The 25,241-nt window shown below is 68.2% G+C and carries 22 protein-coding genes; 8 read left to right on the forward strand and 14 right to left on the reverse strand.

Features of this window, described 5'->3' with window-relative positions; translation table 11 throughout:
- Window positions 1-10: 10 nt before the first annotated feature.
- Complete coding sequence (locus tag ACOEQ2_RS08065) at window positions 11-1,168, reverse strand: PA0069 family radical SAM protein (protein ID WP_419730854.1); 1,158 nt, start codon at window positions 1,166-1,168, stop codon at window positions 11-13.
- A gap of 262 nt (window positions 1,169-1,430) precedes the next feature.
- Between ACOEQ2_RS08065 and ACOEQ2_RS08070 the strand changes: the two genes are divergently transcribed.
- Both ACOEQ2_RS08070 and ACOEQ2_RS08075 read left to right on the forward strand, forming a co-directional pair.
- Entirely contained in the window at window positions 1,431-3,602 is a 2,172-nt protein-coding gene (locus ACOEQ2_RS08070) for an EAL domain-containing protein (protein ID WP_419730855.1), read from the forward strand.
- Window positions 3,595-6,189, forward strand: coding sequence for a response regulator (locus ACOEQ2_RS08075; RefSeq protein WP_419730856.1), 2,595 nt, complete (start codon window positions 3,595-3,597; stop codon window positions 6,187-6,189). The genes ACOEQ2_RS08070 and ACOEQ2_RS08075 overlap by 8 nt, the downstream gene beginning before the upstream one ends.
- A 77-nt stretch (window positions 6,190-6,266) precedes the next feature.
- Here the strand turns inward: ACOEQ2_RS08075 and ACOEQ2_RS08080 are convergent, their stop codons facing one another.
- From ACOEQ2_RS08080 to ACOEQ2_RS08125, 10 genes are all read right to left on the reverse strand, one after another.
- The gene (locus ACOEQ2_RS08080; protein WP_419730857.1) at window positions 6,267-7,241 is read right to left on the reverse strand and encodes a crotonase/enoyl-CoA hydratase family protein; all 975 of its coding nucleotides are present in this window, start codon (window positions 7,239-7,241) and stop codon (window positions 6,267-6,269) included.
- Window positions 7,242-7,503: 262 nt separating this feature from the next.
- Window positions 7,504-8,625 carry a WD40 repeat domain-containing protein gene (locus ACOEQ2_RS08085; protein ID WP_419731169.1) on the reverse strand — a complete coding sequence of 374 codons (1,122 nt, stop codon included), beginning with the start codon at window positions 8,623-8,625 and terminating at the stop codon, window positions 7,504-7,506.
- A gap of 2 nt (window positions 8,626-8,627) precedes the next feature.
- Window positions 8,628-9,638 (reverse strand): CobW family GTP-binding protein, encoded by a 1,011-nt coding sequence (locus ACOEQ2_RS08090; RefSeq protein ID WP_419730858.1) that lies wholly within the window; start codon window positions 9,636-9,638, stop codon window positions 8,628-8,630.
- Window positions 9,631-10,989: an O-antigen ligase family protein gene (locus tag ACOEQ2_RS08095; protein WP_419730859.1), complete on the reverse strand. Its 1,359-nt coding sequence runs from the start codon at window positions 10,987-10,989 to the stop codon at window positions 9,631-9,633. The genes ACOEQ2_RS08090 and ACOEQ2_RS08095 overlap by 8 nt, the downstream gene beginning before the upstream one ends.
- 54 nt (window positions 10,990-11,043) lie before the next feature.
- Window positions 11,044-12,144 carry a glycosyltransferase family 4 protein gene (locus ACOEQ2_RS08100; protein ID WP_419730860.1) on the reverse strand — a complete coding sequence of 367 codons (1,101 nt, stop codon included), beginning with the start codon at window positions 12,142-12,144 and terminating at the stop codon, window positions 11,044-11,046.
- A gap of 32 nt (window positions 12,145-12,176) precedes the next feature.
- Window positions 12,177-12,839, reverse strand: coding sequence for a glutathione S-transferase (locus ACOEQ2_RS08105; RefSeq protein WP_419730861.1), 663 nt, complete (start codon window positions 12,837-12,839; stop codon window positions 12,177-12,179).
- The gene (gene mnmA, locus ACOEQ2_RS08110; RefSeq protein ID WP_419730862.1) at window positions 12,839-13,915 is read right to left on the reverse strand and encodes a tRNA 2-thiouridine(34) synthase MnmA; all 1,077 of its coding nucleotides are present in this window, start codon (window positions 13,913-13,915) and stop codon (window positions 12,839-12,841) included. The genes ACOEQ2_RS08105 and mnmA overlap by 1 nt, the downstream gene beginning before the upstream one ends.
- 5 nt (window positions 13,916-13,920) lie before the next feature.
- A complete protein-coding gene (locus ACOEQ2_RS08115) occupies window positions 13,921-14,235 on the reverse strand; it encodes a ferredoxin family 2Fe-2S iron-sulfur cluster binding protein (RefSeq protein WP_419730863.1) in 315 nt (104 codons plus the stop codon).
- A gap of 45 nt (window positions 14,236-14,280) precedes the next feature.
- Window positions 14,281-15,432 carry a cysteine desulfurase family protein gene (locus tag ACOEQ2_RS08120; RefSeq protein ID WP_419730864.1) on the reverse strand — a complete coding sequence of 384 codons (1,152 nt, stop codon included), beginning with the start codon at window positions 15,430-15,432 and terminating at the stop codon, window positions 14,281-14,283.
- Window positions 15,429-16,550: a cysteine desulfurase family protein gene (locus ACOEQ2_RS08125; protein WP_419730865.1), complete on the reverse strand. Its 1,122-nt coding sequence runs from the start codon at window positions 16,548-16,550 to the stop codon at window positions 15,429-15,431. Before ACOEQ2_RS08125 ends, ACOEQ2_RS08120 begins: the two co-directional genes overlap by 4 nt.
- 453 nt (window positions 16,551-17,003) lie before the next feature.
- On the opposite strand from ACOEQ2_RS08125, the gene ACOEQ2_RS08130 reads away from it, so the two are divergent.
- Window positions 17,004-17,669 carry an alpha/beta hydrolase gene (locus tag ACOEQ2_RS08130; protein WP_419730866.1) on the forward strand — a complete coding sequence of 222 codons (666 nt, stop codon included), beginning with the start codon at window positions 17,004-17,006 and terminating at the stop codon, window positions 17,667-17,669.
- Here the strand turns inward: ACOEQ2_RS08130 and ACOEQ2_RS08135 are convergent.
- Window positions 17,666-18,757, reverse strand: coding sequence for an anhydro-N-acetylmuramic acid kinase (locus tag ACOEQ2_RS08135; RefSeq protein ID WP_419730867.1), 1,092 nt, complete (start codon window positions 18,755-18,757; stop codon window positions 17,666-17,668). The two genes, ACOEQ2_RS08130 and ACOEQ2_RS08135, sit on opposite strands and share 4 nt — an antisense overlap.
- Window positions 18,758-18,880: 123 nt before the next feature.
- Between ACOEQ2_RS08135 and tyrS the strand changes: the two genes are divergently transcribed.
- Complete coding sequence (gene tyrS / locus ACOEQ2_RS08140) at window positions 18,881-20,128, forward strand: tyrosine--tRNA ligase (protein ID WP_419730868.1); 1,248 nt, start codon at window positions 18,881-18,883, stop codon at window positions 20,126-20,128.
- 32 nt (window positions 20,129-20,160) lie between these two features.
- On the forward strand, window positions 20,161-20,691 hold the full coding sequence (locus ACOEQ2_RS08145; protein WP_419730869.1) for a phosphate-starvation-inducible PsiE family protein: 531 nt from the start codon (window positions 20,161-20,163) through the stop codon (window positions 20,689-20,691).
- Between the two features lie 46 nt (window positions 20,692-20,737).
- Here the strand turns inward: ACOEQ2_RS08145 and ACOEQ2_RS08150 are convergent, their stop codons facing one another.
- Complete coding sequence (locus ACOEQ2_RS08150) at window positions 20,738-21,637, reverse strand: SDR family oxidoreductase (protein ID WP_419730870.1); 900 nt, start codon at window positions 21,635-21,637, stop codon at window positions 20,738-20,740.
- Between the two features lie 134 nt (window positions 21,638-21,771).
- Between ACOEQ2_RS08150 and ACOEQ2_RS08155 the strand changes: the two genes are divergently transcribed.
- The 3 genes from ACOEQ2_RS08155 to ACOEQ2_RS08165 all read left to right on the forward strand — a co-directional run bounded on the left by ACOEQ2_RS08155 (window position 21,772) and on the right by ACOEQ2_RS08165 (window position 24,136).
- Window positions 21,772-22,281 (forward strand): MmcB family DNA repair protein, encoded by a 510-nt coding sequence (locus ACOEQ2_RS08155; RefSeq protein WP_419730871.1) that lies wholly within the window; start codon window positions 21,772-21,774, stop codon window positions 22,279-22,281.
- A gap of 47 nt (window positions 22,282-22,328) precedes the next feature.
- Entirely contained in the window at window positions 22,329-23,138 is an 810-nt protein-coding gene (locus tag ACOEQ2_RS08160; RefSeq protein WP_419730872.1) for an inositol monophosphatase family protein, read from the forward strand.
- Window positions 23,139-23,260: 122 nt separating this feature from the next.
- Entirely contained in the window at window positions 23,261-24,136 is an 876-nt protein-coding gene (locus tag ACOEQ2_RS08165) for a lipid-binding SYLF domain-containing protein (RefSeq protein WP_419730873.1), read from the forward strand.
- Between the two features lie 3 nt (window positions 24,137-24,139).
- Here the strand turns inward: ACOEQ2_RS08165 and ACOEQ2_RS08170 are convergent, their stop codons facing one another.
- Window positions 24,140-25,240: an NAD(P)-dependent alcohol dehydrogenase gene (locus ACOEQ2_RS08170; protein ID WP_419730874.1), complete on the reverse strand. Its 1,101-nt coding sequence runs from the start codon at window positions 25,238-25,240 to the stop codon at window positions 24,140-24,142.
- Window position 25,241 lies beyond the last annotated feature (1 nt).

The raw sequence follows: 25,241 nt of genomic DNA on the forward strand, positions 1-25,241 counted from the left end.
CTGGCCCGGTTCAGAACAGGGCGAGCTGCGCGCCATTGTCGGGCCGGCTGGTGGAGCCGCGCCTGAACCGGTCCGGCGCCGCGTCGCCCGGTGACAGCACGTCCGGCTGCGCGAAGTGGGTTGTCACCAGCGGGCCGCCCTCGGTCAGTCCGTTCCGCAGGGCGGCTTGCCTGAACCGCTGCGACAGCAGGTCCGCGTAGGGTCCGGTGCCACGGAAGCGCTCGCCGAACCGGCTGTCGTTCAGCTGCCCCTCGCGGGTCTCCCGGATCAGGTTCAGCACGTGTTTCGCCCGCGCCGGATAATGCTGCTGCAGCCAGGTCTCGAACATCTGCCGGAGTTCGAGCGGCAGCCGCAGCAGCACGTAGCGTGCGTGGGCGGCCCCGGCCGTCGAGGCGGCGGCCAGAATGCGCTCGAGCTCGGCATCGTTGAGGCCGGGGATCATCGGCGCCGCCAGCACGCCCGCCGGAATCCCGGCCGCCGAGAGCTGGGTGACAGCCGCGAGCCGACGCTCCGGGGTCGCCGCGCGAGGTTCCATCCGGCGCGCCAGGACCGGGTCGAGCGTAGTGATCGAGAGCCACACCCGCACCAGGCCGCGCGCCGCCATGCGGCCCAGGATGTCGATGTCGCGGATCACGCCCGCCGACTTGGTGACGATGCTCAGCGGATGACCGAACCGCTCCAGCACCTCGAGCACCTGGCGGGTCAGGGCAAGCGTGCGGTCGACCGGCTGGTAGGGGTCGGTGTTCGAACCGAGCGTCACCGGCTTGGCCGTGTAGCCGGGCCGCCGTAGCTCGCGCTCCAGGATCTGGGCGATCTCCGGCTTGAAGGTCAGCCGCGTCTCGAAATCGAGCCCGGGTGAATAGCCCAGGTAGCTGTGGCTCGGCCGCGCATAGCAATAGACGCAGCCATGCTCGCAGCCGCGATACGGATTGACCGAACGGTCGAAGCCCAGGTCGGGGCTGTCGTTCCAGGAAAGCGCGCTGCGGCTGCGGTCGCGGGTCAGGGTCGTGGCAATGGCGGCCGGCGCCAGCTGCTCCTCCAGGATGGTCGCCCAGCCATCGTCGAACGGTTCGGTATCGAATCGCTCGAAGCGGTTGCCGACGTTGCCGGAAACGCCACGACCGCGCCTCACAGGCGGAGCCGACCCGAAACCTGCCTGTTGCAACATTCGAACACTCCGACCCGTCGCGTTATCGAACGGCCCGACTATCGTCCTTAACGAGATCTTCATCAAGAACATAATAGGAACATCGGTGTTCACGAGGGGGCGGGAATGCGGTAGGAGACAGTTGGAACAGGTATGGCGGCGAGCAACCTCTCCATCGAGCGCTCAGCTGCCTGTAAATCACGACGGAAACTCCATAGAAGCAGACACTTCACGCCTTGTTTGGCCCATGATGAGGGGAACGCTCCCGGATGCCCCAGACACCATGTCTCTGATCGCAATTCTTGACGATCGTCTCACCAACCGGAACATCTACGCGCGGCTGGCGGCGTCCCTGGAAACCTGCGCCGAAGTCGTCACCTTCGACGATCCGCTGCTGGCCCTGCATCGCCTGCCGGCGACAGCCCCGGATCTGGTCATCACCGACTTCAAGATGCCCCACCTGGACGGGGCCGAATTCACCCGGCGTTTCCGGGCCTGCCCAGGCTGCGCGGACGTGCCGATCGTGGTCATCACCGCGTATGATGACAGGTCGTTTCGCCTGCAGGCGCTGGAGGCCGGCGCCACCGACTTCCTGCAGAGTCCGGTGGACCATGCGGAGTTCATCACCCGCGGTCGCAACCTGCTGCGCATGCACCGGCAGCACCGCATCATCGAGGCCCGCGCCCGCGATCTCGAGCTCGAGCTCAAGAACAGCGAGCTCTCCCGGCAGCAGCTCCTGCGCGACAACCGCGAGGCGCTGGCCCAGGTCATCGATACGGTGCCCGCCTTCATCAGTGCCGCGGATCACGACGGCAACATCGTCTTCATCAACGCATCCCAATCGGCGCTCACCGATGGCGACCCTGGCGATGTCGCTGAGACGCCGGAAACCGCGCCGCACAGTCCGGGCGCGCCGGTCTCCGCCTTCGGAAGCGAATACGAGCAGCGCAGCCGGTCGCTCGACCTGCTGGTGTTCAAGAGCGGCAAGCCGCTGCAATCGTTCGAGCAGGAGGTGCTGGACCAGCGTGGGCGATCACGGATCCTGCTGACCACGAAATCGCCGTTGCGCAACGGCGCCGGCGAGGTCGGCAGCGTGCTGACCACCTCGCTCGACATCACCGACCGCAAGCGCGCCGAGCGGCATCTGCAACACGTGGCAAGCCATGACGGGCTGACCGACCTGCCCAACCGGGTGCTGCTGCGCGAACGCCTGCAGCATCGGCTTGCCCGCGGGCGGACCGCCGATCGGATCATCGCGCTGCACTTCCTCGACCTCGACCGGTTCAAGGAGGTGAACGACCAGATGGGCCACCACCTCGGCGACATGCTCCTGAAATCGGTGGCCGCCCACCTCATCGACTGCGTCGGCAAGCACGACACCGTGGCCAGGATCGGTGGCGACGAGTTCGCGATCCTGCAGACCCAGATCGATCACCCGGACGAGGCGGCAGCCCTGGCGGTGCAGGTGATCGAGCGGATCAGCCGGCCGCTGATGCATGGCGGCCAGGAGGTCTCGATCAGCGGCAGCATCGGCATCACGATCTCGCCGACCGACGGGATCGACGCCGAGGAGCTGCTGCGCAACGCCGACCTGGCGATGTACCAGGCCAAGATGGAGGGCCGGAACAGCTACCGCTTCTTCGTGACCGACATGAACGAGCGCGTCATCCGGACGCTGCGGATCAAGCAGGAGCTCCGCCTGGCGCTCCGTCGGGACGAGTTCGTGCTGTACTACCAGCCGCAGATGAGCCTGCGGACCGGACGCGTCGCCGGTGTCGAGGCGCTGCTGCGCTGGAACCACCCGACCAGCGGCCTGCTGGGCCCGAACGAGTTCCTGCCCGGGGCGGAAGAGAGCACCCTCAGCGCCGAGATCGACGACTGGGTCCTGCAGCGGGCCTGCACGGACGCGGTGCAATGGCAGCATCCGGACCGGGCGCCGATCCCGGTCGCGGTGAACCTGTCGCCGGTCCGGATCGGCGTCGCCGGGACGCGGGAGATGATCACCCGGGTGCTTCTCGACAGCCGGCTCGATCCGTCACTGCTGGAACTCGAGCTCACCGAGCGGGACCTGGTGGATGACCTGGATGCGGCGGCGCAAGCCCTGAAGGGACTGCGCCAGCTGGGTGTCAGCGTCGCGATCGACGATTTCGGCGTCGGCTACTCCTCGCTCAACTACGTGAAGAGCTTTCCGGTCAACCGGGTCAAGATCGACCAGTCCTTCATCCGCGACCTGCACACCGACCTGAACGATGCGGCCATCGTGAAGGGCATCATCGGCATGGCGCACGACCTGAACATGACCGTGGTCGCCGAGGGTGTGGAAACGGTCGAGCAGCTGACCCACCTCGCCGGCGTCGGCTGCGACCAGATCCAGGGGTTCCATTTCAGCTATCCGCTGCCGCTCGCGGCGCTGCTCGACCTGCTCCGTTCCGAGACAGCCTCCGGCGATGCCTAGCCTCCGGTCGATGCAGATGCGCCGGCTGGACCGCCTGCCGGAACAGCAGGCCAGCGGTGCACGGCTGCGGGCTGCGGCATCCCTGGACGGGGTCTCAGGGACGGCGATGGCGCGCTCCGAGCTGGAGATGAGCCTCAACCGGTTCGTGTTCTGCCTTGTGACCGGCATCTACATGACCGCCGTCAGGTCGCCCAACCTGCATGTCGGGCTGCTCTACATCGTCGGCTACTTCGCGTTCTCGGGTCTCCTCTTCCTGCACATCCGCCGCTACCCGGAAGCGAACCGGGTGCGGGCGGCGGTGGCGCTCGTGGGCGACTTCTCGATGATCTCGTTCGAGATGCATGTGGGCGGCGCCCCCACCTCGGCATTCTACCCGCTCTATCTCTGGGTGATCCTGGGCAACGGGTTCCGTTTTGGCCTGCGCTTCCTGTTCATCGCCATGGCCGCCGCACTGCTCGGCTTCGGTCTGGTCTGCCTGACGACACCGTTCTGGCTGAACCAGAGATACATATCCGGGGGTCTCTTCGTCGGGCTGATCATCGTCCCTGCCTATGGCGGCACCTTGATCCGCAAGCTTTCGGCTGCACGACTTCAGGCCGAGGCCGGCAACCGCGCGAAGAGCATGTTCCTGGCCAGCGTCAGCCACAGCGTCCGGACGCCATTGAACGCGATCGTCGGCAGCGCTGCCCTGCTGCGGGATACGCCTCTCGATTCGGAGCAGAACGAGCTCGTCCACAAGCTGCATATCGGCGCCGACATCCTGACCTCGCTGCTGACCGGCATCCTCGATTTTATGCAGATCGAGGCCGAGCAGATGCCGGTCCGCAACGCGCCGGTCGATGTCGGCAGCATCCTGGCCGACCTCCGGACCTTGATGGCGCCGCAGGCTCGCGCAAAAGGGCTGCGGATCTTCATCCACATCGCGAGCGACGTGCCGGCGAAGGTCCTCACCGACGCCCGGCACCTGCACGAGATCCTGCTGAACCTGATCAGCAACGCGCTCAAGTTCACCGATTCCGGCGGCATCACGGTCTCGGTCGGGGCAGGTCGTGCCGCCTCCGGTCGGACCGTCCTCACCTTCGACATCATGGATACCGGCATCGGCATCGAGGCCGACGCGATCGGCCGCATCTTCGACAGTTTCACCCAGGCCGACAGCACGATCCTCGACCGCTTCGGTGGCACCGGCCTCGGCCTGGCGATCGTCAAGCGCCTGGTCCTGCTGCTCGGCGGCACGATCGGGGTCACCAGCACGGTCGGCGAGGGCAGCGTGTTCTCCTTCAGCCTGGAATGCGAAACCCCGCCGATTGAAGCATTGCCGGTCAGCCGCCTGTTGTCCTCGGGTCGCCAGCGGATCGTCTTTTTCTCGCTGGGCAAGCGTACAGGGCTGCCACCCCCCCTCGCTGCGCTGTCGATCCCGACGGACGTGGCGACGACTCCGACAGAACTCGCAGCCCTTCTCCGCAACCCCGGCACCAATGGCGCGCCGCGGCCGATCCTGATCCTGGAAGGGTCGTCACCGACGGCGAATTTCGACGTCATCGTCCCGTTGCTGACGATGCTCGACCACGCAGGAGACATTCCGCGGCTGCTGATCATCGACGGGATGCTCGCCGGCGAGGCGCTGCAGCTGCGTCGACACATCACCACTTCGGTCGGCCAGGATTGCACGAGCCAGGACCTGCTTGCCGCCTTGCGCATCTGCACGCTGATGACGGGCGCCTCCCCGGACGTCGAGGAGGTCCTGCCTGTCCCCGGGCGACGGTTGCAGATCCTTGTCGCCGAGGACAACGCGACCAACCAGCGGCTGGTCACCAAGATCCTCGAACGCGCCGGCCACGATGTGCATGTCGTGCAGAATGGCGAGGACGCGGTAGTGGCGCTGGTCGACCGGCATTTCGACCTGGCGCTGCTTGACGTCAACATGCCGGTCATGAGCGGCCTCGAGGCGGCGGAGGAATACCGCGTGCTGTCGATGGGCGACAAGCCGGTGCCGATCGTGGCGCTAACGGCGGATGCAACCCCGGACATGGCACGTCGATGCCTCGAAGCAGGGATGGTCGATTGCATCACCAAGCCGGTCACCCCGACCGCGCTGATCGCACGCATCGAACAGCTGCTGCCTCACCTGGCGGCCCCGCGGTCGCGACCGGACATCCAGGCCCCCGCGGCAACGGTGTCGAGCATCGACTCGCATCCCTATTTTCGTGCGGCGCTTCCGGCGCTCGATCGACAGGTCGTGGCCGACCTGCATGCGCTCGGTGGCTCGGACTTCGCGAGCGAGATGCTGAACGGCTTCGTGAAGGATGCCGAGGATGTCATCGGGCATCTGCTGGAGGCGGCCGAGGGCAACGACCTCCTCACGTACCGCTCGGAGGCGCACGCCCTGCGCAGTGCGGCGGCCAATGTCGGAGCACGGATCATCCACGACATGTGCGGCCAGTGCCGGGATGTGCTGCCGGCCGAGTTGACGACGCGGGGCCTGAGACTGGCCCAGCGCTTCCAGATCGAGCTGGCGCGAGTCCGCACGGCGGTACCCCGCCATGACGACCGCGCCGGGCTCCCGCTTATCGGAGGCGGCGATTGAGACGGTAGGCGACCGCGGCGCACCGGTCGGTGTGCTGTTCGCCGCAGGCCCGTGTGTGGATGGCACTGCGGAGCGATCTACTCCGCGGCCATCTGCGAGAGCGCGCCCGATGCGTTGGCCACCCGCTTCTTCTGGGCTGCAGCCAGGCGGTCCATCTTGCGCAGGTCAGCAGCGGTGAGGTTGAGAGCCGCCTCGACCCAGATATCGACGACGTCACGCAGTTCCTGCTCGGAGATCGGCTTCACCCGCCGGCGCGCCTGATAGACGGCGGTGTGCGCGTTGTGCTTGCGCGCGTTGCTCTCGATGTAGCGGGCGGTCGCATATTCGCCCTCGCCGTCTTCTGCCAGGACGTCCACCACGCCCATCTCGAAGAGCTCCTCGGCGGTATAGATCCGTCCGCTCAGGATCATCTTCTCGGCCCGCACGCAGTCGAGGCGACGCGACAGGAAGCTGTAGGCGCCCATGCCGGGGAACAGGTTGAACAGGATTTCCGGCAGGCCGATCTTGGCGCTGCGCTCGGCGATGATGACGTCGTGGGCCAGCGCACACTCGAAGCCGCCACCGAGCGCATCGCCCTGGATCAGGCCGATCGTCACGACCGGGACGCCGAACGAGGTCGAGTTGCTGTAGATCAGGTCGGTGCAGGCGTGGGCATAGGACTGCATCGCCAGCCGGTTGCCGCTCCGGATCTTTTCGGCGAACAGGGTCAGGTCGCCACCCAGGTTGTAGATGCCGGGAATGCGCGACGCCGTGACCACATACTGGACCGGGTCGCCACCGCCGCGACGGGTCATCTCATGCAGGTTGGGGATCATCTGGTGCAGCGACTTCATGTCGCGGAGGAGCTGCGGGGTGAAGCAGACAAAGCCGTCGCGCGGGCGCATGAAATTCCACAGCGTGCGGCGCTTGGTGTCGATGACGACGTCCAGCGTCTCAAAGCCGGTGGCCAGCAGCTCGGACGGGCCAACGTCGGCCGGGGCAAAATGCGGCCAGGCCGAAGAGGAGGCCGGGGCCTGGGGAATGTAGCTGTCCTTAGATTGAATGAGCGTCATAATTCATATCCCTCATGTTGAGGTGCTTCTGGCTCCGACCGTCTTCCTGACGGCTCTAGAAAGAGCACCGTCAACATTGTTGCTCGAAGGACAACAAAGGTTCCAGCTTCCTAACAAACGATCTGAAGAATAACTTATTCCTTAAATCTGCGACTTATCTCAATATTGATACAGTGCACCCGGATTGCTTCGTCCGCCGGCCGATACCCATTGATTTTGTTATAGGAAGCGAACCCTCAACACCGGGAGCGCCGAACGGTGCTCAGGACCGGGCGGCGATATCCACCACGGCCATACGCCCGGTTGTGGTGCCGAAGGCCAGGGCGCTGCCGTCGCTGCTGAACGACAGCGCCGAGACGGATCCATGCCCGGCGCCGCACACCGGCAGCACACGACGGCTGCCGACGTCGGACATCAGCACGGTGCCGTCGGCGAATCCGGCCGCGACGATCTCGTGCTGCGGATGGAATACGACCCGGGTGCAGACGCTGTCCGGCACGCCTGCCAGCTCGGTCGGCGGCTTGCCCATCGGGCCGCCGCCGAAGAACGGCCACAGCACGACCGCCTCGGCACCACTGGTCGCCAGCCACTTGCCGTTGCGCGAGAAGCTGAACGACTGGGTTTTTTGCGGATAGCCACTCATGCGCATGTTGTGGCCGTCCGACAGCCGCCAGCCATGCAGCTCGTTCTCCTGCATCGCGGTGACCAGCGCCTCGCCGTCGGGATGCAGCGCCACGCCGATATGGCTGCCCTTCCAGGTAAGCACCCGCGCCGAGTCGCTCTTGGATGCGGCGAACCAGAGCGAGGCACCGTTGTAATGCGAGGTCGCGATGCGCTTGCCCTTGGCATCGAATGCGATGCCGGACACCGTGCTCTCGTGCGTGAGCGTTTTCAGCAGCTGGCCGCTGCCGTCACGCAGCTCCACGAGCTTGCCCACGGCAGACGCGATCAGCCCACGCGGAGCCTCGTTATCGCCACGTCGTTTCGCCTGGCCGGGCTTGTCGTCGGCGAAGCTCGCCACGTGCTCGACCCATCGCCGGCCGGTGGCGAGCTCGATGACCACTCCGTCGCCGCTGGTCCGGCACAACCGGTTGTCGTCGCCGCCGGTGAGGAAGCCCTGGGGTCCGATGTCGGCAGCCAGGCTCAGCACGGCACCGTCATGCACCGGCACCAGACGCCAGTCGGCCGCGGAGCTGGTCGTGCGTGGCGCCAGGTGCAGCTCGCCCTCACCGGTGGCAAAGCCGGCGAGGCTGCCGTCGCGCGAGAACACGCAGCCGACGATGAACGCGTCCACCGTGCTGGTGACGCCGCGGGTACGCAGCAGGTGGTCGGGATCCGCCAGCGCGGACGTGCCGAGGTCGGATGTGGTCTCGGCGCCGGACATGCTCATCGGGCGCGGCAGGACTCGAAGCCGCGACGCAGGCGCGGGCGGTTCAGGTTGCGGCCGATGAACACCAGCTTCGAGCTGCGCACCTGGTCGGGCTTCCAGGCTCCGAGGAAGTCTCCGTCGGCCATCATGTGCACCGCCTGGAACGCGAAGCGGCGGGGCTCGCCGGCGAAATTCAGGATCCCCTTGGAGCGCAGGATGTCGCCACCCTGCTCCTGCAGCAGCGCGCCGATCCAGGCCTGGAACTTCGCCTGGTCGAGCGGCTCGGCCAGCTCGAAGGACAGGCTGGTGACGTCCTCGTTGTGGCTGTGGCTCTCCTCCTCGAGGAAGTCCGGCGCCACTTCCAGCGCCCGGCTGAGATCGAAGCCACCCTGGTCCAGCACGTCGGCGAGGGCCACGTTGCCGCGCACCGCGCGATGCAGCCGGACGAAGCGGTTGATGCCGCGGATCTGCTCCTCGAGTGCCAGCAGCGTCGGCTCGTCGACGAGATCGGTCTTGTTCAGGATGATGACGTCGGCGAACGCGATCTGGGTGCGCGCCTCGGGGCTGTCCAGAAGCCGGGCCGGCAGGTTCAGCGCGTCGACCACGGTGACCACGGCATCGAGGCGGGTCTTGGCGCGGATCTCGTCATCGACGAAGAAGGTCTGGGCGACGGGCGCCGGATCGGCCAGGCCGGTGGTCTCGACGATGATGCCGTCGAACTTCGTGCGCCGCTTCATCAGCGCGCCCAGGATGCGGATCAGGTCGCCGCGGACGGTGCAGCAGATGCACCCGTTATTCATCTCGAACACCTCCTCGTCGCTCTCGACGACGAGGTCGTTATCCACACCGAGCTCTCCGAACTCGTTGATCACGACCGCATATTTCCGCCCGTGCTGGGCGGTCAGGATGTGGTTCAGCAGCGTGGTCTTGCCGGCCCCGAGATAGCCGGTCAGCACGGTCACCGGCACAAGCGTCGCACCCGCGCTGGCAGTGGTGTTCGGTGCCTGCATCTCGATCGTGTCAGCCATCTCGTGCCTCGCTCTCCAGGGTGGGCTGCATATAGGGTCGGGGGGTGGCGTGGCCAGGGGCTGGGGGCGACACCTCCGCCAGGCCCACCCCCAGGATCAGGAAGAACCACCCGCCGAGCGGCATGTTGGTGAAGGCGCTGGCCGAGGCGATCGGCCACTCATGGATGAACACCGCGGCGAACAGCCCGACCCGGTATGCCTGGTGCAGCGGCACTTGGCCTCTGGAGGCAAGCCCGCGCGACAGGGCGATCAGCCAGGCAATCACCATCGCCCAGAACAGCGCCAGCCCAACCACGCCAGAGTCCGTCAGCGCCTGCAGGGCGTGATTGTGGGCATGCTGGACACAGATCGCCACACCTCCGCCATCGCCCTCGGCGTCGCCCCACGGCGGCCATGCGTGGAAGTAGGCCGGATCGGGGCAGCCGTTGCGGAAGCCGTCGAAGCCGAGCCCGGTCATCGGATTGGCCAGCCCGATCGCCAGCGCGCGGTTGTAGATCAACCCGTAGGAACTGTGCGGAAAGTCGCGCATCTGCCGCGCGAACAGCACCACCAGGTGGCTGAAGCTGCGCGGCGAGAGGACGGCGGACACCGCAACCAGCAGCGGTGCGGCCACCAGGGCTGCCAGCAATGGACCGCGCAAGCGGCGCAGCAGCAGGCCGGCGACCACCAGCCCGAGCAGGGTCAGCAGCATCGGCATGCGCTGGCCGGCCAGCACCATCATGGCGAGGCCGGCCAGCAACGGCAGCACCGAGGCGGCCGCCAGCAGCGATCGAAAGGCTGGCTTCACGGAACGCCCCCGGAGCCAGGCGCCGCCGGCGATCCAGGCGCTGGCGACCAGCATCGTCGGCAGCAGCAGGCGGGACAGCGGTGCGGCGGCGCGCGGCTTGTCGTATGGGCCGGTCAGGGTGCCGTCGTGGAACCTGGGGTTGCCGAACAGGTTCCGGCCGGTCACGTCCTGCAACAACATCTGGGCGGCGATGTAGAGGCACGCCACCGCCAGCAGCCAGCCGACCAGCCGGCGCGCGCGCGGACCCTCCAGCACGGAATGCTGCAGGGCCGCGACGAACAGCAGGAACCGCAAGGTGGCAGCAGCCTGGACGAACCCCGGCCAGCCGCCAGTCCCGAACGGACCCACCGGCAGCGAGCAGATCGTCAGCCACCCCCACCAGATCAGCGCGATCGGCACCCATGGCGTGGCGGTCCAGCGCCACTCGCCGCTGAGGCCGGATCGCACCAGGAAGCCGATCGCAACGACATCGATCGTCGCCTCCGCCAGCCCTCGGCCATGCACCAGGAAGATCACGCACAGCATCGTGGCGATGAGGCAAAGGCGGTCGAGCAGACGGATCACGGCAGGACGCCGGATGACGGGAGGAGGCAGGGAGGCAACGGCCATGAATTGGGGTTAGCCCGAACCGGCACGTGCGGAAACCGCCGCCAGCACCTGCGCCCGGATCGCCGCCAGCCTTGACCGGGCCGCCGGCAGGTCGAATCCAGCGGACCGGGCGAGCCCGGCCGCAGCCAGGCGAATGCGCTCCGGCTCGCTCCGGGCCAGGCCGACCAGGGCGTCCCCCAGCAGGTCCGGCCGATCCGGATCGATCACCAGTGCCGCGTCCCGGACCAGCTCGGCCAGGCCGCCGCGATCGGACGCAACCAGGGCCGCCCCACAGGCCATCGCCTCCAGCGCGGTCAGTCCGAACGGCTCGGGCCAGCGGCTGGGCACCACGACGATCGCCGCCCGCGCCATCGATTCCAGCACCGCCTGGTGCGGCCGGTAGCCCGGCAGCGACACGCCCGCCTCGGCCGCCGCGACGCGAAGCCGGGTCAGGAACGGCGTGTCGGCGGCGGCCTGGTGGAAGCGGTCGGCGCCGATCATCTCGGCACGCCAGCCGGGGAGCTGCGGCAGCGCGCGGGCGCAGGCGGCAACGAAACTGTCCGCGCCCTTGTCGGCAACCAGGCGGCCGGCGAACAGGATCAGCCGGCCGCGATCGGGCATCGGCAGGTGAGGTGGCAGCGCTGCGAGGTCGAGGCAGTTCGGCAGCACGTCGACCCGCGTCGTCCCGGCGAGGCCCTCGAGGAAGCGTTGCCGGAGATGCTCCGACACGGTGACGACATGCACGCGCCGGGCAAGCTGCGACCGCTGCCATGCCGTCCGGGCTCGGCGCATGCCCTGCGGATCGTTGTGCAGGACCAGGATGACCGGCAAGCGGGGAAACCGCCGGGCCAGGTAGGAGGCGATCTCGGGCCGGTTATGCACCTCGACCAGGCCGGGCCGCGCCTGCTGCAGGATCGTGGCGACGCCGGCAGCATGGCGGATCCCTGGCCCGCGCAGGCGCAGATGCGGCGGCCAGGAGAGCGGCCGGACCGGGCTGTAGCGCCGATCGAGGAACGGCGTTTCGGCGATTGCCCGGCCGAGCACCAGGTCATCCGGGCGGGAGAGCCGATGCACCAGCAGCCCGATCGCGCCGACCGCCTCGGGTGAAAACCCTTCACGCGGCGGCAGCACGATCGCGACGCGTGGGTCCGCTCCGGATGCGCTCAGGGCAGGTTCTCGTACCGTTCGAGCTGCCAGCTGGCAGGCTCCTGAGCGGCAGCTTCATACCACTGCACCATCAGCGGATGCGCCCGGACGGCGTCGCAATACGATGCCGCGGTCGCGCCGAGTGGCACCCCATAGGAGAGGAAGCGCGCCACCACCGGTGCGAACATCGCATCGGCCAGGGTGAACAGGTCGCCGAACAGGAACGCGCCGTCAGTGCCGTACCCGTCGCGGGTGCTGCTCCAGAGATGCTCCACCCGGTTTATGTCGGCCTGAACGTCGGGTGCGATCCCGGCTGCCAGGGGTTCGTCGCGGCCGAGGTTCATCGGCATGGCCATCCGCAACGGCCGGAAGCCGGCATGCATCTCCGCCGAAACCACCCTGGCATGCGCCCGCACACGTCGTTCGAACGGCCACAGCCCGGGGGCCAGCTCGGCGCAGTACTCGCCGATCGCCAGGCTTTCCCAGATCCGGTTGCCGTCATGCTCGAGATACGGCACCAGCCCGCTCGGCGAAACGGCGGCAATTGCCGATGTCGCGCCGGCGGCCAAGGGGATCACCTGCTCTTCGACGTCAAGTCCTGCCAGGCGCACCATCAGCCAGCCACGCAGCGACCACGACGAATACCGCCTGGTGCCGAGGTAAAGCGTGCCATCTGGCATCAAGCAGCTCCCTGCAGTTCGGCCGGCCTGCGGATGAAGCCGCCACCAAGAATCCGGCTGCCGTCATAGAACACGCACGCCTGTCCCGGCGCCGGCAGGGCCGGTTCATCGAGCCGCACCGACTCGCCGTCGATGGTAGCGGCGCGGACCGGTTCGCGGGCGCGCAACTGCACCTGGCAGGTCCAGGGCGCGGACGGCCGGTCGATCAGCCAGTTGACGTCGCGCAGGGTCAGATCACGCGTAATGGCGCCGCCGCGCGGGCCGACCACGACCCGTCGCAAGGCCGGATCCAGCGACACCACCTGCTGCCGCTCGCCGTCACGCATCGCGGCCGTGCCGAGGCGCTTCGACTGCCCGACGGTGTAGCCCGCCAACCCCGCATGCGCGCCGAGCACCGTGCCGCGCGCATCCACGATCTCCCCCGCTTGCGCGGTTTCTGGACGCAGACGGGTCACCAGGTCGGTGTAGGAGCCGGTCGGCACGAAGCACAGATCCTGGCTGTCCGGCTTCTCGGCCACGGTCAGCCCGAGGCGCTGCGCGTGACCGCGCACGACGTCCTTGCTGGCCAGGTCGCCGAGCGGAAAGCGCAGGAAGTCGAGCTGGGCGCGCGTGGTGCCGAACAGGAACCAGCTCTGGTCGCGACCGGCATCGACCGGCCGGTGCAGCTCGGCGCCGCCCGCACCCTCGATCCGACGCACGTAGTGGCCGGTCGCCATGGCGTCGCAGCCGAGCTCACGAGCGAGCCCCAGCAGGTCGGTGAACTTGACCCCCTGGTTGCAGGCGATGCACGGCACCGGCGTCTCGCCCGCGGCATACGCGTCGGCGAACTGTTCGATCACTGTCTCGCGGAACCGGCTCTCGGCATCGATCACGTAATGCGGGAAGCCGAACCGGTCGGCCACCCGCTTAGCATCGTGGATGTCGTCGCCGGCACAGCAGGCCCCGCGGCGCTTGGCGCTGGCACCATGGTCATACAGCTGCAGCGTGGCGCCGACGACGTCATGACCCTGCTCGGCCAGCATCGCCGCGACCACGCTGCTATCGACGCCTCCGGACATCGCCACCAGGACGCGCATGGCGGTCAGCCGGTCTTGGGCAGGCGCACGACCAGCCCGTCGAGCGCCGCGGTGATGACCAGCTGGCAGCCCAGGCGGGAGGTTTTCTCCAGCCCGAAGGCGAGATCGAGCATGTCCTCCTCGTCCTCGGTCGGGGCTGCGAGCTTCGGCGCCCAGGCGGGATCGACCACCACGTGGCAGGTGGCGCAGGCGAGCGAGCCTTCGCACGCACCTTCCAGATCGACGCCATGGCGATGCGCGATCTCGAGCACGGACAACCCGACCGGCGCCTCGACCTGGCGCGCATTCCCGTTGCGCTCGATGAAAGTCATGCTGGGCATCGTCGGCCTTTCGGGCTGCGGCGGTTCACTGGCGTTCGCGTGGCATCAGGCCGGCACCGCAACGCCATCATGGGCGCTTGCGAGCATGTCGGCGGCCCGATCCAGCTCGTCCGCGGAGGTAAATCGTCCGATCCCCAGGCGCAAGCTCCGCGCCACCTGGTCCGGCTCCAGCCCCATGGCGCTCAGCACGTGCGACGGCTGGATTTCGGCAGCCGAGCAGGCCGAGCCGGTGGACAGGCACACGCCGGGCGCCATCGCCATGACCGCCAGCGCATCCCGGTTCGGCAGGCGCAAGTTCAGGTTGCCGGGGATACGCTGCTCCAGGCTGCCATTCACCATCATGCCCGGGATCAGCGCCTGCAGCCGAGCCAGCACCCGGTCGCGCAGGGCCCGGATCCGCGCTGCCTCCTTGGTAAGTTCCAGCGCTGCCAGTTGCGCCGCCTCGCCGAGCCCGACGACGAGCGGGGTCGGCAGCGTACCGGAGCGCAGGCCCCGCTCCTGGCCGCCGCCGGACAGCAGCGGCACCAGCCGGACCCGCGGGCGACGGCGAACGAACAACGCCCCGATCCCCTTCGGCCCGTAGAACTTGTGTCCGCTGATCGAGGCCAGGTCGAGATCGAGGGCGCGCATGTCGAGCGGCAGCTTGCCGACCGCCTGGGCGAGATCGCTGTGCAGCATCGCGCCGCCGGCACGGACGATCGGCGCCAGTGCGGCCAGATCCTGGATCACCCCGGTCTCGTTGTTCACCGCCATCACGCTGACCAGCAGCGTCGGCACCGCAAGCGCGTCACGCAGACGCTGCGGATCGAGCCGGCCATCGGGCCCGACCGGCAGCATGACCGGCTCGAACCCCTCCTCCGCCAGGTCGCGCACCGGGCCCAGCACGCACGGATGCTCGGTGACCAGGGTGACGATGCGACGGCGGGGATCGCCGGTGCGGCGTGCATGCCGGGCCGCACCCTTGATCGCCAGGTTGTTGCTCTCGGTGGCGCCCGACGTGAACACCAGCTCCCTCGGATCGGCGTGCAGCAGTTCCGCGAGCTGGCCGCGTGCGTGCTCGATGGCATCGGCCGCCGTCTGGCCCATGGCGTGCTCGGCGCTGTGCGGATTGCCGTATTCGACGCCGAACCACGGCAGCATCGCCTCCAGCACGCGCGGATCGCACTGCGTGGTGGCCTGGTTGTCGAGATAGATCATGCGGCGCGGCCGACCGGCGTGGCCCGGGACATCGCGAGGTAGGCGTCGATGAAGCGGTCGATCGCCGCCGCCTCGACGTTCCACGGCAGCGAGACACGGATCGCCGAACCGGCCAGGTCGGGGCGGCCCATCGCCTCCAAGACGTGCGATCGCGACACCTTGCCGGAGGAGCATGCAGCGCCGGCCGACACGGCGAACCCAGCCAGGTCGAGCGCGATCAGCTGCGTGTCGGCGCGCCGTCCGGGCAGGGCCAGGCATGTGGTGTTGGCCAGACGCGGCGCCCCTGCCCCGCAGACGATCGCGCCCGCCGCCTCGGCCGCGCGCTCGATCCGGTCGCGCAGGCGGGCAAGCCGTGCCTGTTCCGGGAGATCGCGGCAGGCAGCATCGGCAGCCGCCGCGAAGCCGCAGATCGCCGGCAGCGCCGGGGTGCCACCACGCCGGCCGCGCTCCTGGCCACCGCCCTCGATCAGCGGCGCCAGGTGGAACCCGTCCACCGAAGCTGCCAGCAGCAGCGCGCCGGAGCCTTTCGGACCCCCAAGCTTGTGCGCCGAGATTGCGATGCTGTCGGCGCCGAGTGCTGCCAGCGAGACCGGCATGCGCCCCGCCGCCTGCACCGCATCGACATGCAGCCGCGCGCCATGCCGCCGGCACAGCTCCGCCGCCTCCGCCACCGGATGCAGCACGCCGGTCTCGTTGTTGGCGAGCATCACGCAGACCAGTGCGGAGCGGACGGATCCGGCAAGTGCGGCCGCAAGGCCGTCCAGATCGAGCCGTCCGTCGGCAAGCACCGGCAGCAGTACCGTCTCGCCTGGTGCCTCGCCGCCCGCCCGCAGCACCGCTTCATGCTCTGTCGCGCCGATCAGCCGGCGACGTCCGCGGCCCAGCGCATGGATCGCCAGCGCGTCGCTCTCGGTGCCGCCGGAGGTGAACACCAGCCCGGCCGGATCGGCCCCGAACAGAGTGGCGATGCGCTCCCTGGCATCCTCCAAGGCTCGGCGGGACTGCCGCCCGGATGCGTGCACCGAGGCCGGGTTGCCGTCGAGCTCGAGCGCCGCAATCGCCGCCTGCCTCGCCTCCGGACGCAACGGCTCGCTGGCATTGGCATCGAGGTAGGTCATGCGGTCGTCCTCACGCGTCCGTGTCGAGAAACAGGTCAGCAGCGATCGATGCGTGTGCGTATTCCATTGTAATTGCTAGGACCGTCTCGTTATAGAGTTCTGTGACAGGCGCTGTCGACAAAGCGCCGGAAGCGGGACGACGCCGAGCCGGGTGCCCGGCCCGGCAATCACCGCATCGGATCAGGGAGAGACTTCGTGTCCGACTTTCGGCTGATCAAGCTCCACCTGGTCCTCCCGCAGCCCCGCGCCATGCACATCCGTGACCTGCACGCTCTTTGAACGTGACGGTCTTCTGCTCCATATGCGTCGCATCCGGATGCCTTGGGGTCCGGCACCCAAGGAAACGACCTGCATCCTCGAACAACTTCCGGCGGGGCATCGCCGGATGTCGAGATTACGTTAACAAGCTGCCGTTCATGCCACGGAACGGAGCAATAAGAATCGCGGGAAATTATGCCTGAGGTGATGTTTGCCGGCCCCGATGGCCGCCTCGAGGGACGCTACCACCATTCCGGAGAGAGCAACGCGCCGCTCGCTCTCGTGCTGCACCCGCATCCGATGCATGGCGGGACGATGAACAATCGCGTCACCTACAACATGTATCGCAGCTTCGAGAAGCTCGGCTTTTCGGTGATGCGCTTCAACTTCCGAGGCGTTGGTCGCAGCCAGGGTCGCTATGACGGCGGCTTCGGCGAGATCTCGGATGCGGCAGCGGCTCTCGACTGGATGCAGATGGTCAACCCGAATTCCGGCGGGCTGTGGATCGCAGGCTATTCGTTCGGCGCTTTCGTCGGCATGCAGCTGCTGATGCGCCGTCCGGAAATCTCCGGCTGGGTCAGCGTCGCACCTCCCGCCAACCATTACGATTTCGGCTTCCTGGCGCCGTGTCCGTGCGGCGGCCTGCTCATGCATGGCGACTCGGACGAGCTCGTGCCGGAGCCGGCGGTCCGCAAGCTGGTCGACAAGCTCAACACCCAGAAGAACGTCACGGTCGATTACCGGGTGTGCGCCGGCGCCGACCATGTGTTCGCGACACATGCCGACACCGTGTCGGAAGCGGTCGAGGACTATGTCGGCAAGATCGTCGCCCGCAAGGCGCTGGCGCTGGCTGCCGACTAGAACGATAGCGGCAATCCCGATGGGGTGACCAGCCGGCCTCCCGGGGTCGGCTCCGGTACGCCCGTCGTCCCGGGCCAGGAGAGCGGCAACCCCGCCTCCACCCGGGCCGCCAGGAACGCGAAGCACTGCGCCTCGAGCGCGTCCCCATCCCAGCCCAACGCCTCGACCGGCACGACGGGCACGCCGAGCCGGTCATTCAGCTCCCGCATCAGCACCGGGTTGTGACGGCCACCGCCGCACACCACCCAGCGTGTCGGCCGCTCCGGCAGGCTGGTCGCGGCGACCGCAGCGGCGGTGAAGGCGGTCAGTGTCGCCGCTCCATCCGTGGCGGACAACCCGGACACCGCGTGCAGCGCGCCGCTGAAATCAAGTCGGTCGAGCGACTTGGGCGCCGGCCGGCGCAGGAACGGATGCGCGAGCAGGCCTGCCAGGATCGCCTGGTCGACCTGCCCCGAGGCAGCCAGCGCGCCGTCGATATCGCAGGGTGTTCCGGTGTGGCGCATCGCCCAGTCATCCAGCAGCGCATTGCCCGGACCGGTGTCGCAAGCCAGCAGCGCGTCCGGACCGATCCAGGTCAGGTTCGCGACACCGCCGATATTCAGCACCACCAACGGCTGGTCGAGCCCGGCCGCGAGTGCCGCGTGATAGGCCGGGACCAGCGGCGCGCCCTCCCCGCCGGCAGCCACGTCGGCGCTGCGGAAGTCGTACGCCACCGGCAGCCCGGTGCGATGGGCCAGGTATGCCGCGTCGCCGATCTGCCAGGTCCGGCGCTGGCGCGGCCGATGCAGGATGGTCTGGCCATGGAAGCCGATCAGCGTCGCCGGCTCGCCGAGTGCCGCCACCGCATCGGCATGCACGTCGGTCAGTCGCCGTTCGAGGCGCAGAAGCTCCGGATCGGTGTCGTCGAGATTGGCAGCCGGATCGGCGGCACGATCGAGCAGCCGTCGCAGCGCCGCACGCAGGTCCGGGTCGTAGGGCACCGTGATGGAGGCGCCGCGCTCGCCGACATGCACGCCGTCAGTCTCGACCAGGGCCGCATCCACCCCGTCGAGCGAGGTGCCGCTCATCAGTCCGATCACCCGCTGCATCGTCGTCCCGCCCCCGAGCACCTGGTCCCCGCCGGCTCGCCGCTTCGGGAACCGATCTGCGCATGCTACAGCACCGCCCCCGCCGGGCCAGGAGATCCGGTGCAGCCGATGGTGGTTCCGCACATGCCCAAGAGCGATTTTCTGGCCGAGGCCGAAGCCCGGGGCTTCGTGTTCCAGTGCACCGATAGCGACGGCCTCGACGCCGCACTCCAGGCGGGCATCGTGTCCGGCTATATCGGCTTCGACCTCACCGCGGACAGCCTGCATGTCGGCTCGATGGTGCAGATCATGCTGCTGCGGCTGCTGCAGCGTCATGGCCATCGCCCGGTGCTGCTGCTCGGCGGCGGCACCACCAAGATCGGCGACCCGTCCGGCAAGGAGGAGGCGCGCCAGCTGCTCACGCCGGAGCGGATCGCCAGCAACGGCCAGGCGATCCAGGGCATCGTCAGCCGCTTCGTGCACGCCGGCGACGGCCCGACCGACGCGCTGATCGCCGACAATGCCGAGTGGCTCGACCGGCTCGGCTATATCGAGCTGCTGCGTGAGGTCGGGCCGCATTTCTCGCTCAGCCGGATGCTGTCGTTCGACAGCGTCAGGCTGCGGCTGGAGCGCGAGCAGGGCCTGAGCTTCCTTGAGTTCAACTACTCGATCCTGCAGAGCTACGATTTCCGCGAGCTCGGCCGGCGGCATGGCGTGGCGCTGCAGATGGGCGGCTCGGACCAGTGGGGCAACATCGTGTCCGGCGTCGAGTTGGTGCGGCGCACCGACAGCCGCCAGGTGTTCGGGCTCACCACGCCGCTGATCGCCACCGCGTCGGGCGCCAAGATGGGCAAGACCGCGGCCGGGGCGGTGTGGCTGTCCGCGGACCGGGTCTCGCCGTTCGATTACTGGCAGTTCTGGCGCAACACCGAGGACGCCGATGTCGGCCGCTTCCTGCGGCTGTTCACCGACCTGGCCCTGGGGGAGTGCGACCGGCTGGCCGCCCTCGCCGGCGCCGAGATCAACGAAGCCAAGAAGATCCTGGCCACCGAGGCGACAGCGCTTTGCCACGGCCGCGAGACGGCCCTCGCGGTGGCAGAGACCGCGCGGCTCAGCTTCGAGCAAGGCCAGCTGGTGCAGGCTGCGCTGCCATCGCGCGGGGTCCCTGCGGCAGAACTGACCGCCGGCATCCCGATCTTCCGGCTGTTCGCGGACTGTGGATTGTCGGCCAGCAACGGCGAGGCTCGCCGGCTGATCCGCGGCGGCGGCGCCCGGCTCAACGATCAGCCGGTCGAGGACGAGGCGCGCGTGGTATCGGATGCAGATCTGATCGATGGCGCTGTTAAGCTGTCGGTCGGACGCAAGCAGCACCTGCTGCTGCGCCCCGAATAGCGGCCCGCACCGGGCGGGTCCGAGGAGCTTCGATGGATCCCGATGCCCATGACGGCCAGACGGTGAAGCGGATCGCCACTGTCGCCACCCGCGTCTTCCTGAATGTCGAGACGGTCGCCTACATCGCGCTGGGCGTGCTGCTCGCGCTGACCACGCTGATCGGCATGGCCAGTGCCGGTGGGGCGCTCTGGAGTGCGCTGATGGCGCGCGGCGATCCGAACGCCATCGTCGCCACGATCGACCGGCTGCTGTTCGTGCTGATGCTGGTCGAGATCATGCACACCGTCCGGGTCTCGTTCCGGTCCGGGACGCTGGTTTGCGAGCCGTTTCTCGTGGTCGGACTGATCGCCTCGATCCGGCGCGTGCTGGTGATCACCCTGCGATCGTCGCAGGCGGCCCCGGCATCTCCTGCGGGAGGCCCACCCAAGCTCACCCCCGAGGCGCACGACCTCATCACCTCGAGCATGCTGGAGCTGCTGGTGCTTGCTGCACTCATCCTGGTGATGGTGGTGTCGATCGTGATGCTGCGCTGGAGACGCGCGCCACCCGGCGAACCCGGCTGACAACCCTGCCCGTAGGGCTGCCGGCCAGGCTCTGCGGAGCCGATGCTCAGGGCAGGTGGTTGCCGCCGGTCACGCCATAGATCTCGCCGGTGACGTAGGAGCTCTCCTGCGATGCCAGCAGCACGTAGATCGGCGCCAGTTCCGCCGGCTGACCGGGGCGGCCGAGCGGCACCTTCGTCCCGAGCTCGGGGATCTTGTCCTGCGGCTGGCCGCCCGACGTCTGCAGCGGCGTCCACACGGGACCCGGTGCCACGGCATTCACCCGGATGCCCTTCTCGGCGACCTGCTTGGCCAGCGCGTGGGTGAAGGCGACGATCGCCGCCTTGGTGCTGGCGTAGTCGAGCAGGAATTCGGACGGCTGGTAGGCCTGGATCGACGTCGTGTTGATGATGGTGGCGCCCGGCGGCATCAGCGGCAGGGCCGCCTTGCACAGCCAGAACATCGCGTGGACGTTGGTGCGGAAGGTGGCGTCGAACTGCTCGGTGGTCAGGTCGGCGATGGCCTTCTGTGCGGTCTGCTTGCCAGCGACGTTGACCAGGATGTCGATGCCGCCGAGCGCCTTGCTGGCGGTGTCGACCAGGGCCATGCAGAACATCTCGTCGGAAATGTCGCCGGGAGCGGCCACGACCTTGCGGCCGGCCTGCTCGATGAGTGCCACGACTTCCCGCGCATCCTCCTCCTCGGAGGGCAGGTAGTTCATGACGATGTCGGCACCCTCGCGGGCAAAGGCGATCGCCACGGCACGGCCGATGCCGCTATCGGCGCCGGTGATCAACGCCTTGCGGCCGGCCAGGCGACCGAAGCCCTTGTAGCTGTCCTCGCCGTGGTCAGGCTTCGGGTCCATGTCCTTGGCCAGGCCCGGCGCCGATTGCGGCTGCTTGTCGAATTTCGGCTGCGGGTACTGCTTGGTCGGGTCTTGCATCGCGTACTGGTTCTGGGTGGTCATCGAACGGCTCCGGAGGCTATTGGCCGGCAGCAAACGGGCTGGCCGCCGTGCCGTTGCCAATCGTTCCGCGTGCGTCAGCCGGCCTCGCGAACACGGCTTGCGGAGCGGCCGTCGCCGGCTGCATGAAGGTGGCGATGGACATGCCCCTGCCGCACTTCGGCCTGCCGCAGAACCAGCTCGCGATCCGCCGGGCGGCCGCCCATCTGTGCAGCCGTCTCGCCTGGGTGGTGCTGCACGAGGTGTCGCTCCCGAACGGCCGCCGCGCCGACATCCTGGCGTTGCGACCGGATGGCGGCTTCGCCTGCATCGAGGTGAAATCCGGCCCGCGCGACTTCCTGGTCGACGACAAGTGGCCGGAATATCGCCCGTATTGCGACACGCTGTATTTCGCCGTGGACGACGCATTCCCGCTGGATCTGCTGCCGGACGATGTCGGCATCATGGTCGCCTGCGTCGGCCCGCACTGCCTGCCGGGCGTCGCCGGGGAGGCCGAACTGCTGCGTGAGGCGCCGACGCATCGGTTGCCGCCGGCGACCCGTCGCGCCCTGACCCAGCGTTTCGCCACCATCGCCGCGAGCCGCCTGGCCGCCCTGGAAGATCCCGCGATCACCGCGTCGCTGCGGGCGGCCCTGCGGGTGGAATAGGCCGCAAGTCTGGCGGCGGGCGCCCCGGCCGTGCGAGGCTGCGCGCCATGACAACCGCACCCTCGCCCGCCCCTGCCGAACTCCGCCGCCGCTTCGACGCGGCCGGTCCGATCGTCGCCGAGGCGGCAGAACTCGCGATGCAGATGCGTCCACCCGCGGGGGGCCCGTCCGGCATCCAGAAGAGCGCGCAGGACTGGCTGACGGAGGCGGACGGCGCGGTCGAGGCATTCATCGCCGAGCGGATGGCGGCGCTGTTTCCCGAGGACGGCTTCCAGGGCGAGGAGACCGGCCGCACCCATGACGGCGCCTTCCGCTGGATCGTCGACCCGATCGACGGCACCTCCAACTTCGCCCGCGGCCGGGACCGATGGTGCGTCTCGCTCGGGCTGGTCGAGCACGACGTCCCGGTCGCCGGCATCATCGTGGCACCCGCCCTCGGCGAGACCTTCGCGGCGGTGCGCGGCGAGGGCGCCACGCTCAACGGCACCCGCATCCAGTCGGCGCCGACCACCGACTTCCACCGTGCCATGGTCGAGGTGGGCTGGGGCCACCGGGTCGCGGTGCCGGACTTCATCGCCACCATCGACCGGGTGATGACCGAGGGCGCCATGCCCCGATCCGGCGGGTCCGGTGCGCTGGCCCTGGCCGATGTCGCCTGCGGACGGTCAGACGGCTATATCGAGCTCTCGATCCAGATCTGGGACGTGGCGGCAGCACTGGCGATCCTGGCCGAGACCGACGCCGTGGTGTCGCCGTTCCTGCGCGATGGCGGCCTCGACGGCGACATCCCGATCCTGGCCTGCGCACCCGGGATCGCGGCTCGCCTGTCGGAGGCAGCGCGCATCCGTCTCGACTGATGCGACGGGGGTAAGCGCCCGCCTGAAGGTTCTGGCGCAGGACATTGTTTTGGCGCATTTTCGGTGCCAACAGATGCCAGAGCCCAGGCAGCGCTGAAACATCGAGGACCACGAGAATGCGCGTGACACACACCACGTCAGGCAGCGGGCGGGCGGCAACCCGGGCGAGGCGTCTCCTTGGCCTGGTTGCACTGGTCGCGGCGGGTTCCGGCTTCGGAGCCCTGCCCGCATCGGCGCAGAGCGAGCGGCAACTGCAGCAGCAGCAGCTGGTGGACCGCGCAACCCTCGCGGTGCAGGACGTGCTGGCCTGGAAACGGGATAACGGCATGTCGCAGCGACTGCTCTCCCACGCCAAAGGCGTGATGATTTGCCCCAGCATCTTCCGCATGAGCTTCCTGTTCGGCGGCTCCGGCGGCGGCTGCGTGCTGCTGGCCCGCGATGCCAACGGCTCCTGGTCGGCGCCCGCGTTCTACTCGATGAGCTCCGGCAGCTTCGGCCTGCAGGCCGGCATCCAGGACGCGGAACTGGTCATGTTCATCGAGACCCATCGCGGCCTCACGGCGGTCATGGACAGCCAGTTCAAGATCGGCGGCGACGCCTCGGTGGCGATCGCGACATTCGGCGCCGGCATGGAGGGATCGACCACGGCAGCGTTCCTGGCCGACATCGTCGCGGTGGAAAAGTCCAAGGGCTTGTTCGCCGGCATCTCCCTGCAGGGCAGCATGATGAGCTCCGACAGCATCGGTAACCGTGCCTATTACGGTCAGCCGGTTGGGCCGGAGGACATCGTGGTGGCGATGCGGGTCAACAATCCAGGCGCGGATCCGCTCCGTGCCGCGCTGATGAGCTACGGCGCTCGACCCGCGGCGCCTGGATACGGACCGCCGGCCTATCCGCCGCCTGGTGCGCGCTACGCCGACCCCGCCAATGCGAACGGCCCGATGCAGCTTGCGCCGACCGGGCCGGTGCAGCAGGAGAACCTGCCGCCGCCGCGTTAGGGTTCAGGCGGCCTCCTCGTCCTGCTTCAGCGACGCCATGTCGATGACGTAACGGAACCGGACTTCGCCTTTCTCGACGTGCTTGTAGGCCTTGTTGATCTCCTGGATCGGGATCACCTGGATGTCCGGGCCGATGCCGTGCTCGGCGCAGAGATCCAGAACCGCCTGGGTCTCGGCGATGCTGCCGATCAGCGAACCGGCAACACTTTTGCGATGCATCACCCGCTCCTGGTTGTTCTCCGAGGCGAGCGGCTCGATCGCGCCGACCACCGCCAGTGTGCAGTCCCGCTTGAGCATCTGCACGAACGGGTTGACGTCGTGCTTCTCCGGGATCGTGCTGAGCATGAAGTCGAAACTGTTGGCGAGCGACGTCATGGTCTTCTTGTCGCTCTGCAGGACGACCGTGACACCGAGCCGTTGCGCCTCGTCGAGCTTCTCGGCGGTGGTGGTGAACAGCGTCACCTCGGCGCCCATCGCCTTGGCGATCTTGGCGGCCATGTCACCAAGTCCGCCGAAACCCACGATGCCGACCTTGTCTCCGGCCTTCACGCCCCAATGCGTCATCGGCGAGTAGGTGGTGACGCCCGCACACAGGATCGGGGCTGCCACTTCCGGCTTCAGCGAGGCCGGGATCTTCAGCACGAAATCCTCGGGCACCACGACGGAACTGGAATATCCGCCATAGGTGTTGTCGCGCCCATACATGTTGCTGCCGTCCGGTGACATCTTCGCCGGCACCATCGGACCGTTATAGGTTGCGAGCCAGCTGTTCGGGCCCTCGCAATAATTCTCCTCATGCGCATGACACGGCTCGCACTCGCGGCAGCTGTCGATCATGCAGCCCACACCGACAAGGTCGCCCACCGCGTGACGGCTGACGCCAGTCCCGGCGCGCGTCACACGACCGACGATTTCGTGGCCAGGCATGCACGGATAGACCGTGTTCGACCACTCGTTCTTGACCTGGTGGATGTCGGAATGACAGACGCCGCAGAACAGCACCTCGATCTCGACCTCGTTCGCCTTCGGGTCGTCGCGCTCGAAGCTGATCGGCTTCAGGCGGCTATACGAATGCTGTGCGGCATAGCCGATGGCCTTGGTCATG

This window comes from Lichenicola sp. (assembly GCF_965198575.1).
Lineage (GTDB): Bacteria > Pseudomonadota > Alphaproteobacteria > Acetobacterales > Acetobacteraceae > Lichenicola.

Excerpts from the sequence above, each read along its gene's own strand:
- ACOEQ2_RS08065 (WP_419730854.1), bottom strand. The coding sequence starts at position 1,168 with ATGTTGCAACAGGCAGGTTTCGGGTCGGCTCCGCCTGTGAGGCGCGGT.
- ACOEQ2_RS08070 (WP_419730855.1), top strand. The coding sequence starts at position 1,431 with ATGTCTCTGATCGCAATTCTTGACGATCGTCTCACCAACCGGAACATC.
- ACOEQ2_RS08075 (WP_419730856.1), top strand. The coding sequence starts at position 3,595 with ATGCCTAGCCTCCGGTCGATGCAGATGCGCCGGCTGGACCGCCTGCCG.
- ACOEQ2_RS08080 (WP_419730857.1), bottom strand. The coding sequence starts at position 7,241 with ATGACGCTCATTCAATCTAAGGACAGCTACATTCCCCAGGCCCCGGCC.
- ACOEQ2_RS08085 (WP_419731169.1), bottom strand. The coding sequence starts at position 8,625 with ATGTCCGGCGCCGAGACCACATCCGACCTCGGCACGTCCGCGCTGGCG.
- ACOEQ2_RS08090 (WP_419730858.1), bottom strand. The coding sequence starts at position 9,638 with ATGGCTGACACGATCGAGATGCAGGCACCGAACACCACTGCCAGCGCG.
- ACOEQ2_RS08105 (WP_419730861.1), bottom strand. The coding sequence starts at position 12,839 with ATGCCAGATGGCACGCTTTACCTCGGCACCAGGCGGTATTCGTCGTGG.
- mnmA (WP_419730862.1), bottom strand. The coding sequence starts at position 13,915 with ATGCGCGTCCTGGTGGCGATGTCCGGAGGCGTCGATAGCAGCGTGGTC.
- ACOEQ2_RS08115 (WP_419730863.1), bottom strand. The coding sequence starts at position 14,235 with ATGCCCAGCATGACTTTCATCGAGCGCAACGGGAATGCGCGCCAGGTC.
- ACOEQ2_RS08120 (WP_419730864.1), bottom strand. The coding sequence starts at position 15,432 with ATGATCTATCTCGACAACCAGGCCACCACGCAGTGCGATCCGCGCGTG.
- ACOEQ2_RS08125 (WP_419730865.1), bottom strand. The coding sequence starts at position 16,550 with ATGACCTACCTCGATGCCAATGCCAGCGAGCCGTTGCGTCCGGAGGCG.
- ACOEQ2_RS08130 (WP_419730866.1), top strand. The coding sequence starts at position 17,004 with ATGCCTGAGGTGATGTTTGCCGGCCCCGATGGCCGCCTCGAGGGACGC.
- ACOEQ2_RS08135 (WP_419730867.1), bottom strand. The coding sequence starts at position 18,757 with ATGCAGCGGGTGATCGGACTGATGAGCGGCACCTCGCTCGACGGGGTG.
- tyrS (WP_419730868.1), top strand. The coding sequence starts at position 18,881 with ATGCCCAAGAGCGATTTTCTGGCCGAGGCCGAAGCCCGGGGCTTCGTG.
- ACOEQ2_RS08145 (WP_419730869.1), top strand. The coding sequence starts at position 20,161 with ATGGATCCCGATGCCCATGACGGCCAGACGGTGAAGCGGATCGCCACT.
- ACOEQ2_RS08150 (WP_419730870.1), bottom strand. The coding sequence starts at position 21,637 with ATGACCACCCAGAACCAGTACGCGATGCAAGACCCGACCAAGCAGTAC.
- ACOEQ2_RS08155 (WP_419730871.1), top strand. The coding sequence starts at position 21,772 with ATGGACATGCCCCTGCCGCACTTCGGCCTGCCGCAGAACCAGCTCGCG.
- ACOEQ2_RS08160 (WP_419730872.1), top strand. The coding sequence starts at position 22,329 with ATGACAACCGCACCCTCGCCCGCCCCTGCCGAACTCCGCCGCCGCTTC.
- ACOEQ2_RS08170 (WP_419730874.1), bottom strand. The coding sequence starts at position 25,240 with ATGACCAAGGCCATCGGCTATGCCGCACAGCATTCGTATAGCCGCCTG.